Source organism: Thermodesulfobacteriota bacterium, assembly GCA_040756475.1.
Lineage (GTDB): Bacteria > Desulfobacterota > Deferrisomatia > Deferrisomatales > JACRMM01 > JBFLZB01.
Genome location: JBFLZB010000161.1, coordinates 1 through 10,590, shown reverse-complemented (window position 1 = coordinate 10,590; position 10,590 = coordinate 1). Strand labels below are relative to the sequence as shown.

Annotated in this window: 15 protein-coding genes; 3 read left to right on the top strand and 12 right to left on the bottom strand. The window is 68.4% G+C overall.

Going from position 1 to position 10,590, the window contains the following annotated elements; translation table 11 throughout:
• The 12 genes from AB1578_18270 to AB1578_18215 form a co-directional block, all read right to left on the bottom strand.
• Positions 1–303: hypothetical protein (locus tag AB1578_18270; protein MEW6489840.1), on the bottom strand; the 303-nt coding region annotated here is incomplete at its 3' end.
• A gap of 19 nt (positions 304–322) precedes the next feature.
• A complete protein-coding gene (locus tag AB1578_18265) occupies positions 323–895 on the bottom strand; it encodes a tetratricopeptide repeat protein (protein MEW6489839.1) in 573 nt (190 codons plus the stop codon).
• A 2-nt stretch (positions 896–897) separates the two neighbouring features.
• Positions 898–1,044: a CcmD family protein gene (locus tag AB1578_18260; protein MEW6489838.1), complete on the bottom strand. Its 147-nt coding sequence runs from the start codon at positions 1,042–1,044 to the stop codon at positions 898–900.
• A gap of 4 nt (positions 1,045–1,048) precedes the next feature.
• Complete coding sequence (gene ccsA / locus AB1578_18255) at positions 1,049–1,723, bottom strand: cytochrome c biogenesis protein CcsA (GenBank protein ID MEW6489837.1); 675 nt, start codon at positions 1,721–1,723, stop codon at positions 1,049–1,051.
• A 3-nt stretch (positions 1,724–1,726) separates the two neighbouring features.
• Complete coding sequence (locus AB1578_18250) at positions 1,727–2,410, bottom strand: heme exporter protein CcmB (protein ID MEW6489836.1); 684 nt, start codon at positions 2,408–2,410, stop codon at positions 1,727–1,729.
• The gene (ccmA, locus tag AB1578_18245) at positions 2,407–3,135 is read right to left on the bottom strand and encodes a heme ABC exporter ATP-binding protein CcmA (GenBank protein MEW6489835.1); all 729 of its coding nucleotides are present in this window, start codon (positions 3,133–3,135) and stop codon (positions 2,407–2,409) included. Before ccmA ends, AB1578_18250 begins: the two co-directional genes overlap by 4 nt.
• The gene (locus AB1578_18240) at positions 3,116–3,424 is read right to left on the bottom strand and encodes a hypothetical protein (protein ID MEW6489834.1); all 309 of its coding nucleotides are present in this window, start codon (positions 3,422–3,424) and stop codon (positions 3,116–3,118) included. The genes ccmA and AB1578_18240 overlap by 20 nt, the downstream gene beginning before the upstream one ends.
• A 3-nt stretch (positions 3,425–3,427) precedes the next feature.
• Positions 3,428–3,910, bottom strand: a complete 483-nt coding sequence (locus AB1578_18235) for a cytochrome c-type biogenesis protein (protein MEW6489833.1) — start codon at positions 3,908–3,910, stop codon at positions 3,428–3,430.
• Positions 3,907–5,856 (bottom strand): heme lyase CcmF/NrfE family subunit, encoded by a 1,950-nt coding sequence (locus AB1578_18230; protein ID MEW6489832.1) that lies wholly within the window; start codon positions 5,854–5,856, stop codon positions 3,907–3,909. Before AB1578_18230 ends, AB1578_18235 begins: the two co-directional genes overlap by 4 nt.
• A 48-nt stretch (positions 5,857–5,904) precedes the next feature.
• Complete coding sequence (locus tag AB1578_18225; GenBank protein MEW6489831.1) at positions 5,905–6,324, bottom strand: cytochrome c maturation protein CcmE; 420 nt, start codon at positions 6,322–6,324, stop codon at positions 5,905–5,907.
• Positions 6,325–6,592: 268 nt separating this feature from the next.
• The gene (locus AB1578_18220) at positions 6,593–7,936 is read right to left on the bottom strand and encodes a sigma-54 dependent transcriptional regulator (GenBank protein MEW6489830.1); all 1,344 of its coding nucleotides are present in this window, start codon (positions 7,934–7,936) and stop codon (positions 6,593–6,595) included.
• Between the two features lie 5 nt (positions 7,937–7,941).
• Complete coding sequence (locus AB1578_18215) at positions 7,942–9,459, bottom strand: HAMP domain-containing sensor histidine kinase (protein ID MEW6489829.1); 1,518 nt, start codon at positions 9,457–9,459, stop codon at positions 7,942–7,944.
• 222 nt (positions 9,460–9,681) lie between these two features.
• Between AB1578_18215 and AB1578_18210 the strand changes: the two genes are divergently transcribed.
• The 3 genes from AB1578_18210 to AB1578_18200 form a co-directional block, all read left to right on the top strand.
• The gene (locus AB1578_18210) at positions 9,682–10,059 is read left to right on the top strand and encodes a metalloregulator ArsR/SmtB family transcription factor (GenBank protein MEW6489828.1); all 378 of its coding nucleotides are present in this window, start codon (positions 9,682–9,684) and stop codon (positions 10,057–10,059) included.
• Complete coding sequence (locus AB1578_18205; protein MEW6489827.1) at positions 10,056–10,283, top strand: DUF4346 domain-containing protein; 228 nt, start codon at positions 10,056–10,058, stop codon at positions 10,281–10,283. The genes AB1578_18210 and AB1578_18205 overlap by 4 nt, the downstream gene beginning before the upstream one ends.
• Positions 10,284–10,383: 100 nt before the next feature.
• The coding region (locus tag AB1578_18200; protein MEW6489826.1) for a sigma factor at positions 10,384–10,590 on the top strand (207 nt) is incomplete at its 3' end.

Below are 10,590 nucleotides of genomic sequence, written 5' to 3'. Positions count from 1 at the left end.
CAGCGCGTCCGGACCCGCGCTCCGATCGTGGTAGGTCCCGGCGCCGACCAGCGCGCCGGCCGGCGAGGCCCCGGCGAGGATCACCGAGACGCCCGGGTGAAACCTCCCCAGCACCTCGGCAAAGAGACGGCACCCGTCGGTCGCCGCGTCGAGGAGGACGGCATCGACCTCGACTTCGCATAGGAGGTCGTTGGCGTCGTAGACGTCGGAGGCCTCCAGGACCCGATACCCCGAACGCGTGAGGAGCAGCCGATCGCCCGCGCGTGCCCTGGCGTTCTCGTTGACGAGCAGAACTCGGCCCATGTCCACTCTCCTTCGCCGGCTACTTCCCGTGCTCGGACTCGAGCTTGGTGATCTGGCTGCGGATCATCTCGGCGTAGCGGGGCTCGGGGTTCAGGGCCAGGGCGGCCTTGAAGGTCTCCAGGGCCTTCTGGGCGTTTCCGGTGCTCTGGTAGAGGAGCCCCAGGTGCACCCGGGCGCTCACCTGGCTCGGGTCGAGCTCCACGATCCGGCCGAACTTGGCCAGCGCCTCATCGACCCGGCCGGACTGCTGGTAGATCGTGCCGAGGTCGCTCAGGACGTGGACGTCGTCGGGAGCGATCGTCTCGGCTTGCAAGAACACGCGCAGGGCGTCCTGGCCCCGGCGGGAGTCCAGGTACGCGTCGCCCAGGGTGACCAGGCCTTGCAGGTTGTTGGGGTTGGCCCGGGCCGCCGCCTCCAGGTTGGCGATCTTCTTCTCCAGGACCTCGGTCTGGGCCTCGGCGTGGGCGGCCCGCTCTTGACGGGACGCCCCTCCGGTCACCGCCTGGTAGGCGACGAGCAACCCGACGGCCACCACCACGATCCAGAAGAACCCCACCACCACGCCCTCGCGCCGGCTCAACGTCGCCTCCACGGTCAATCCTCCTTCCGCGTCAGGGCCGCGGCGAGTGCCTCGACCTTTCGTGCCAGGGCGTATTGGCGGCGCGCCAGGGTCGTCAGGTAGGCCAGAAGCCCGCCCCAGATCGCCAGGTAGGCGAAAATCACGTAGGTCTCTCTTGCCATGGGTTCACCTCTCCAGTTGGAATTGCAGGTCGCGCACCCGGGCCTCCTGGTGGAGGAGCGAGCAGCGCAGTCGGAAGAGCGCGGCCCACAGCACCAGGAAGGCGGCCAGGCACAGGAGCAGGGTCCATATCATGGCGGGTTCGAGGCCCACCGCGTCGGACCGGATGACGGTCGGGTGGATGCTGCGAAACACGCGGGCCGAGAGGAACACGATCGGCACGTCGAGGAAGCCTGCCACAGCCACTACCGCCCCGTAGGTGGCCCGCTTTCCCTCCTCCTCCACGGCGCTGCGCAGGATGAGGCAGGAGGCGTAGATCAGCCAGAGGATGAGCGAGGTCGTGAGCCGGGGGTCCCAGGTCCACCAGGTGTTCCAGATGGGGCGCGCCCAGAGGGAGCCGGTGATCAGCACGAGGGCGGTGAACACCACGCCGATCTCCACGCTCGCGGCGCCGGCCACGTCCCAGCGCCGCTCCCGCCGCAGCAGGTATAGAATGCCCGCCCCACAGGCCACCCCGAAGGAGAGGAAGGCGCTCAGGGCGAGGGCGAGGTGGAAGTAGAAGATCTTCTGGACCACGCCCATGGTCTGTTCCAGGGGTGCGTAGAAGAAGACGGCGGCGGCCGCCGCCGGCACGAGCAGGGCGGCCAGGGCCGGCAGCGCAAGAGAACTCCTGGGGCTCACGGCTCAGACCTCCCGGGCGGCGAAGGGAAACAAGAGGTAGCCGGCGACGGTGTAGATCGCGCAGAAGGCAACCAGGGGCTCCAGGGTTACGGAGCCTTGAGCGGCGGCTCCCGCTCCCGCGAGGGCTGCCCCCGACGCCTTGACCCCCAGCACCACCACCGGCAGCAGCAGGGGAAAGAGCAGGATCGGCAGGAGGACCTCGTTACGCCGGGTGCCGGCGGCGACGGCCGAGAGCAGGGTCCCGGCCGACGAGAACGCGACGTCCAGGAACACGAGGGGCAGGGCCACGGCGGTGATGCCGCCGGTCAACCCCTGCCCGAAGAGGGCGAAGAACACCGGGACCAGGACGACCTGGGAGAGGATCATCAGGGTGAGGTTGACGAGCCCCTTGGCGACGAACACGGAGCTCGGGCTCACGGGGCTCACCAGGAGCGCCGCCACGCACCCGTTCTCTCGCTCCCGGGCGAAGACCCGCCCCAGCCCGAGCACCCCCGAGAAGAGGACCGCCACCCAGAGGATCCCGGCCCCGGTCTCGGGGGGGACCCGGCGGCCGCCGCCAACGGCGATGCTCAGGGTGACCAGCACCAGGACGCCGAAGAAGGCCATGGAGACCAGGGACTCCTTCTTGCGGAGCTCGATCCGCAGGTCTTTGCGGACCAGGAACCCGATCTGCCGCAGGGTGCTCACGCGGCCTCCAGGTGCTGGAAGTAAAGAGCCTCGAAAGCCTCGGAGGTCACGGCCTCCTTACGTTCCATGTACGTCAGCCGGCCCCGGGCCAGGATACCCAGGCGGGTGGCCGCCTCGAGCCCACGCCGCAGGTTGTGGGTGACCATGACGATGGTCCGCTCCTGGTCGTGCAGGCGCTCCAGTTGGCCCCGGAGGCGGTTGGCCGCGTGCTCGTCGAGCCCGGTGTAGGGCTCGTCGAGCAGAAGCAGGCTCGGGTCGTTGACCAGGGCGCGCGCGATGGAGAGCCGCTGCACCATGCCTCGGGAGAACTCGGCCACCGGGGAGTGACGCCGCTCGTAGAGCCCGGCCTGCTCCAGGAGCCGCTCGGCCGTCTCCCGGGGGTGAGCGACGGCGTAGAGGCCGGCGTAGAACTCCAGGTTCTCGAGGGCGGTGAGGTCGTCGTAGAGGTAGGACTGGTGGGAGACGACGCCGAGCCGAGCCCGATAGGCCTCGGCGTGCTCCTCCAGGTCGAAGCCCTGCACCCGCACGGTGCCGGCCGAGAGGGGGAGCAGAGTGGAAAGGATCTTGAGCAGGGTGGACTTGCCGGCGCCGTTCGGCCCGAAGAGGCACAGGAACTCGCCCCGCGCCAGGGCGAAGCTCACCCCCCGCAGGGCCTCCACGCCCCCGTAGGTCTTGCGCACTCCCTCCGCGCAGAGGAACGGCGCCTCAGGGGCGGTCGTCGGCACGGCCCGCCTCGTCGCGCAGGGTCTCCAGGGCTGCAATGGCTTCGGCGGCCTTGGCGGTGTAGAAGGAACGCAGATCCTCGTAGTCCGCGTCGCTGAGCTTGCCGGTGGCCCGCTCGAAATCTACGTCCTTGATGGCTTTGAGGAAACCGGTCCTCTCCATTTCCAGGGCGGCGATCCGGCGCCGGTCGCCTCCCCCGCTTCCCACCAGCGGCCGCCACGGCCCGAGCAAGGGATAGAAGGAGTACACCAGTAGTCCAGCCATCAGGAAGATCAGGATCGGCAGTTCCATGGGTCAGTCCTCTTCGTCCAGGTTCGCGAGGGCCTCTTCCACCCGTCGGCGGGCCGCCTCGTCCAGGGGGGGCGGCTCCGCCGGACCTCCCGACCTGACGCCGCCGCGGGCCCCGGCCGCGGACCACCGACGCACGACGAAGATGGCCGACAAGGCGCCGATCACCAGACCCACGAAGGGCCCGATGTAGGCCACCAGGTTGAACCCGCGCTTGGGCGGGATGGTGAGGATCTCCTCGCCGAACTGGGCGACGAAGTACTGCAGGATCTCCTCCTTGGGCTTGCCCTCCCCGAGCATCCTGCGGATCGCGGCCCGCATCTGGTCCCCGCCGCTGCAACGGTCGATGGAGAGGGGCTCCCCCGGGCAGGCGTAGCAGATCAGGCTCTCGCTCACCTCGCTCTCGGTCAGGGCGAGCGCCTGACCGGAGGTGCCCAGGAACAGCGCCAAGGCCAGGAGGAATGGGACGGGCCGGCGGATCGCGCTCATGGGGTCTTCCTCTTCCGGGGCGGGATGATGGCCAGCACGCCGCCCACCACCATCAACCCGCCGCCGATCCAGAACCACAGGAGGAGGGGGTTCACCGCCACCTTCAGCGTGATGTCGCCGTTGCTCCCGATGCCCGGCATGGTGACGTAGAGATCCTCCCAGAGGGTCGAGCGCAGAGAGACCTCGGTGGTGGGCTGCTTGGCATTCACGTAGTAGCGACGCTCGGCGTCCAGGGCGCCGAGCCGGGTTCCGCCCTTGGATATCCCCAGGGTCGCGGCGTAGACCGTGCGGTTGAACTTCTGGTACTGGCGGAAATCCTCGTACTTGAGCTCGTAGGTGCCGATCCCGAGGCTCTCGCCCTTGGCCAGGGTCCCCTGGGCTTCGATCTTGTAGGCTGAAGAGCCGGTGATCCCGACCACGGTGAGCACGAGGCCCAGGTGGACCAGGTGCCCTCCGTACCGGCGCCGCATCCGCCACAGAAGCCGGGGCGCCGCCGACCAGGTGGCTTCGCCGGTGACCGCCCCTCGGGAGAGCACGACCAGTACGTACTCCTGCACGATGGTCCCGGCCACGAAGGCGGCGAGGATGAACGCCAGCAGCGCGGAGGGCACACGGACGCCGGCGGCGAAGAGCGCCCCGCCGGTTGCCAGGGCGGAGAGCGCGGGCCGGAGGAAGTTCTTGCGCAGATTGGCCGGGGAGGCCTTGCGCCAGCCGATCAAGGGGCAGACGCCGGTGATGGCGAGCAGGAGCAGAAAGAGCGGCGTATTGACTTGATTGAAGAAGGGCTGCCCCACGGTGATCTTGTTCCCGGTGACCGCCTCGGAGATGAGGGGGAAGATCGTGCCTAGCAGCGTGGCGAAGGCCAAAGCCAGGAGGATCACGTTGTTGAAGAGGAAGGTGCTCTCCCGCGACAGGTACGACTCCAGGGCGTTGGAGGTCTTGAACTCGCCGTAGCTCTCGGCCAGAAGGTAGACCCCGCCGACCGTGGCGATCCCCAGGAAGGCCAGGAAGTACCCGCCCAGGCCGGTGGCGCCGAAGTCGTGGACCGACTGGAGCACGCCGCTGCGCACCAGATAGGTGCCGAAGATGCACAGGAGGAAGGTCAGCAGGATGAGCACCATGTTCCACACCTTCATGATGCCCCGCCGCTCCTGGATGATGGCGGTGTGGATGAAGGCGGTGGAGACGAGCCAGGGGATGAAGGAGGCGTTTTCCACCGGATCCCAGGCCCAGTACCCGCCCCAGCCGAGCTCCACGTAGGCCCATTGGCAACCGAGGATGATGCCGACCGTGAGGAAGATCCAGGAGAGCACGTTCCACGCCCGGGTCTTCTTGATCCACGAGGCGTCCGTGGTCCCGGTGACCATGGCGGCAATGGCGTAGGCAAAGGGGATGGTGAAGCCGATGTAGCCGAGGAACAGGGTCGGCGGGTGGAAGACCATACCCGGGTTCTGGAGCATGGGGTTGAGGCCCTGCCCGTCCTGGGGCGTGAACGCTAGGGCCTCGAACGGGCTGGTGACCGCGCAGAGGAGATAGAGGAAGAAGCTCAGCGTGCCGCCCAACACCAGGTACACGTAGGGAGTGAGCCTGGAGTCGGGTTCCCGGCGGTTGTTGTAGACCACCAGGGCCGAGCATAGGGCCAGAACCCAGGCCCAGACGAGGAGCGACCCCTTCTGCCCGGCCCAGAACGCCGTGAGCTTGTAAAAGATCGGAAGCGCCCGGTCGGAGTAGGAGGCCACGTACTCCACCTGGAAACTGTCGGAGAGGAACAGGTAGCCGAGCGCGATCGAGGCCAGGGTGGTGCACGCGGTGACGCTCACCAGGCATCGGCGACCCGCCTGGGTCCACCGGGCGTCGTTGCGCATCACACCGAGGAGCAGGCAGACCATCGTCCCGAGGGAGAAGGCGAGGGCCGCGTATTGGGACAGGGTGCCGAAGATGACCAAGGGCAAACTCCTCTTCAGGGTGGGAGGCGGCCGGGTCGGACGCGGACGCTACTTCTCCTGTTCCGATTGGTACTTGGACGGGCACTTCACCAAGAGGTTCTGAGCGCGGAAGAGGCCCTCGGCCCGGGCGAAGGTGCCCTCGGCCAGAACCTCGATGTCCGGGGCGAAGGCGTCGGGCTTGGGACCGTCGTAGCGCACGGCGACGGTCTGTTCGGAGCCTTCCAGGTCCCGCAGGGCGAACCGGAGGACGAGGTCCTTCTGGTCGTAGTCGATGGTCCCGTCCACCACCTCGCCCCCGACGCGCACGTAGTCGCCCTCGGCGACCCGGGGACCGGCCACGGCCCCGGTTAGTTCGGCCACGGTGAGGTAGTAGGCGCTGGTGGTGGCGATGCCGCGGTAGATGAGGAACCCGACCCCGGCGGCGATCACGAGGACGCCGGCGAGAGCTTTGCGGGTGGACTTCTTCATGGCTTCCTGCCTGGGCAGAGGGGGGCACCCCTGTGGGGGCCTCGGTCTAGATGAGGGGGATCAGCAGGATCCGTGCCCAGGAGGCCTGACGCGATAGGATGGCCGAAAACGGCCCGGCGGCGGGCGATTTTGGGGAGGGGCGACGTGAGCGTTGGCCGACTCGTCGGCAGGGATGCGGGTGGGGCAGATGGGGCCACCTGTGACAAATTGTCCCAGGCGGGTGGGGGCCTTGCGTAGGGCCGGGCCTGCCCCGCGGACCCGGTACGGTTCAGCTCTCCCCGGAGAGCTTACGCTGGATGGTCTTCCGGTTGACGCCCAGGAGCTGAGCCGCCTGGACCTTGTTGCCCCCGCAGCGGTCCAGGACGTAGCGGATGTAGTCCCGCTCCACCTCCTCCAGGGGCCGGATCCCCGGCCAGCAGAACTCCTCCCGGGGGCGGAGCCCCTGGAGCACCTCCTCGGGCAGGTCGCCGAGGCGCACCACCCCCTCCTCGCACACATAGAGGCAACGCTCGATCACGTTTTCCAGCTCCCGGACGTTTCCTGGCCAGCCGTAATCGAGGAAAGCCCGGAGCACCTCGGGGGAGAAGGTGACGTCGCGTCCCCGGCTGCCGTGGCCCAGGGCGAGCTCCTCTACCAGGAGGGGGATGTCCTCCCGTCGCTCCCGCAGGGGGGGCACCCGGAGGCGGAAGGTGCTCAGCCGGTAGTAGATGTCCTCCCGGAACCGGCCCTGTCGCGCGTCGTCGAGGAGGTTCCGGTTGGTGGCAGCGACGATGCGCACGTCGAAGGGAATCTGCCGGTTGCTCCCGACCGGCCTGACCTCTCTCTCCTGGATGGCCCGCAGCAGCTTGGCCTGGAGGCCGGGGGGCAGCTCGCCGATCTCGTCGAGGAAGAGCGTGCCCCTCTCGGCCGCGACGAAGAGCCCCTCCTTGTCGCCCTCCGCGCCGGTGAACGCACCCCGCACGTGGCCGAAGAGCTCGCTCTCCAGGAGCCCCTCGGGGATCGAGGCGCAGTTGATGGCCACGAACGGGCCCCCGGCCCGGGGCGAGGCGCGGTGGAGCGCCCGGGCGACGAGCTCTTTGCCCGTGCCGGTCTCCCCCTCGATGAGCACGCTCCCCTCGGCCGGGGCCACCTTCTCGATGGTGGCGAAGATCCGCTCCATGGTCAGGCTCTTCCCCAGGAGGCCGTGGAACGAGCGCACCGCCGAGGTCCGGCCCTCGAGCTCCTCCACCCGCCGCCGGAGGCCCAACTCCCGCTCAGCCCGCCGCACCGCCACCAGGAGTTGCTCGAGCTTGAACGGTTTGATCACATAGTCGTAGGCGCCCCGGTCCAGGAGCCGGACCGTGTCGTCCACGTCGCCGAAAGCGGTAATGAGGATGACGAAGGGCGTGAACCCCGATTGGGCCTTGATGCGGTCGAGCAGGGCCACGCCGTCCATCCCCGGCATTCGGATGTCGGAGATCACCAGGTGGAAGCCGCCCCCCTCCAGAGCCCGGAGCGCGCCGGGGCCGTCGGCGGCGGCATCTACCGCGTAGCCCCGCTCCACGAGGACGTCCCGGAGGAACTCCCGCATGTCCTCCTGGTCGTCCACCACGAGGATGCGCACCGGGTCCATGGCGCTCAACCCCTTCCCCCTTCGGCCGGAACCGGCTCGCTGTTCGGTGGCGAGGCACCCGCTTCGGCCGCTCCCCGGGGGAGCGTCATCGTGAACCGGGCTCCTCCTTCCGGCCCCTCCCCGACGCGGATCTCCCCCCCGTGCTCCTCCACGACACTGGCGACGATGAACAGACCCAGGCCCGTGCCCTCGCCAACCTCCTTGGTGGTAAAGAACGGGTCGAAGATCCGCTCCCGGTGCTCGGCGGGGATTCCGGGCCCGGTGTCCTCGTAGTCGATCCGAATGCGGTCCCCCGTCTCCGGCGTGGCGCGAACCCGAATCGCTCCCTGCCCCTGCAACACCTGGAGGGAGTTGAGCATGAGGTTGACGAAGAGCTGCTGCAGGGCGTCGCCGTCACCGAACAGCCGGGTCGCTCCCGGCTCGAGATCACAGTCCAGCACCACCTGGGCTCCCCGCTTCTTCATGCGGAGCCGGCAGAGCGTGAAGGCCTCCCGGACCAAATCGCCGAGGTCGACTTCGGCAAAGCTGCCCTGCCCCTTGCGGGAAAACGCCAGCAGCCGGTCGATGATCCCAGAGATGTGCCCGGTCTGTCGGACCACGGTTTCCAGGGCCGTGCGCGAGGAATCGTCCGCCGGAATCCGGGCCAGCAGCTGCTCGGCCCGGCCGCTGATCACGTTGAGCGGAGTGCCCAGCTCGTGGGCGAGCCCCGAGGTGAGCTGACCGATGGAGGCGAGCTTGTCGGCATGGCGTAGGCTTCGTTCCAACTCGATCCGGCGGCGATGGGACTGCTCCCGGCGAAGGTTCTGTTCCTCGATCCCTTGCGCCATGCGGTTGAACTCGGCAATCAACTCGTCGATGTCCGCCACGCCGCTGGGTTCCAGGCGCAGGGAAAGATCCCCGGCACCGAGGTCGCGGGCCGCTTCTTGGAGCCGGCGCAACGGATCCGCGATGCCCCAACGGGTGATCAGGAGGAGGACGACGCCCACGGCCGCTAGCCCCGCCGAGCCGAACCAGAGGAACCGGCGGACGACCCCAGCCAGGGCCAGGGCCACGTGGCGCAAGGGGAGCAGCACCTCGACCGCCCCCTGGAACTCGCCGTCGGCGTCCAGCACCGGTTGCAACACCTGGAGGTAGGACTCGCGCCCCTGCATCACCGTGCCTTCCCGCCCCTGGGCAGGCAGGGCGTCCGGCGTTATCGCGGGCACAGGGATCGGTGGAACCTCGCAAAAGGAGCAGGAAAGAACCAGTGGGGAGCCGTCCGGGCCGTATAGCCGCAGGTAGGGCACCACGGCCGGCTCGTCCACGGCCACCTCCCGCAGGATCGCTTCCATGTCCACGGTGGGACCGAAGGGATGGTAGTACCGGAGGACCGCCGTCACCGTTCGTGCGAAGAGCCAGGCCCGCGAACGGCTTTCCGACAGCAGGTGCGCCCGCTCGTCGCGCACCGAGACATAGCCCAGGGCAACGCCGAGGGTCACGATGGCACCGAACACGTAGAGAAAGAGGCGGGTCGAGATGCGCAACGGCCTTCACTACCTCCGACGGAGTCCACTCCGGGGGAGCATACCCCACCGGCACGGCGGAGGTCATCTCTGCGCAGGACCGACGGTCCGGGCTACCGCATCTCCCCAGCCATCGCAAAACCGTCCTCTCGACTCCATCGAGCCCCGCAACGGGATTCGAGGCTCCCACGCCTTGACACATATACACAACGTCTTGTATTCGTGCCATTCGGAGGTTTCACTATGGACCATAGAACTTACGAATCAGAGCGCCCTTGCTTATGTCCCGCGAAACCGTTCCTCGGCGAGCGCGCGGTCCTGGACGCCGACGAAGCCCGGGGCCTGAGGGCGCTGTTTCAGGTCCTCGCGAGCGATACCCGGCTTCGCATCCTCCACGCCCTGGTCGTGACGCCGGAGATGTCGCCCTCGGAGATCGCCACGGTTCTCGATATGAAGTCCCAGGCGGTCTCGAACCAACTTCAACGTCTGGTCGACAAGGGCATCCTGGACTCCCGGCGCAACGGCAACCAGGTCCATTACCGCATCGTGGACCCGTGCGTACCGCAGTTGCTCGACTACGGGCTGTGTCTGGCCGAGGACGCGGAAGGGAGGCGGCGATGACCTGGAAAAGCTCCAGCGCCTCCCAAGCGGCCCTGAGCGAAACGCCGCATCACCTCGTAAGCCGTCTCGACCACGTTGCCTACCTGGGGCGCGAACTGGCCCGAGCCGAGCACGCGCTTCGAAGCGGAGCGCGATACGTCCAGGACGGGGCGTTGGAACAGGAGAGACCGGAGCCCGAGTCCCCCTGTAACCGCGGGTGCGCGTGTGAGACCACGGTGGCGTAACGCCCAGACGACCGAGACGCAGCCCAAGCACGCCTTTGGTGCTTCCCGCGGCCCTGGCCCGGGCAGTGGGGGCGGGCGGGAGGTACGTAGCGGGCGCGGCGTGATTCCGACGCCCTCGGACTCCGACGAGGCGCTGTTTGCGCGCTACCGCGACACAGGCGACCCGGAGGCCTTCGGGTCGCTCTACGATCGCTACGCCCCGGGTCTGCTGCGGTTCCTGCAGGTCTTCTGCCGTGACCGCGCGAGCGCCGAGGATGTTCTGCAGCAGACCTTCCTCAAGGTCCACTCCGCCCGGGCGGCTTTCGAC

Coding starts and splice junctions, on each gene's coding strand:
- AB1578_18205 (MEW6489827.1), top strand. CDS start 10,056: ATGACCTGGAAAAGCTCCAGCGCCTCCCAAGCGGCCCTGAGCGAAACG.
- AB1578_18240 (MEW6489834.1), bottom strand. CDS start 3,424: ATGGAACTGCCGATCCTGATCTTCCTGATGGCTGGACTACTGGTGTAC.
- AB1578_18220 (MEW6489830.1), bottom strand. CDS start 7,936: ATGGACCCGGTGCGCATCCTCGTGGTGGACGACCAGGAGGACATGCGG.
- AB1578_18210 (MEW6489828.1), top strand. CDS start 9,682: ATGGACCATAGAACTTACGAATCAGAGCGCCCTTGCTTATGTCCCGCG.
- AB1578_18225 (MEW6489831.1), bottom strand. CDS start 6,324: ATGAAGAAGTCCACCCGCAAAGCTCTCGCCGGCGTCCTCGTGATCGCC.
- AB1578_18260 (MEW6489838.1), bottom strand. CDS start 1,044: ATGGCAAGAGAGACCTACGTGATTTTCGCCTACCTGGCGATCTGGGGC.
- AB1578_18235 (MEW6489833.1), bottom strand. CDS start 3,910: ATGAGCGCGATCCGCCGGCCCGTCCCATTCCTCCTGGCCTTGGCGCTG.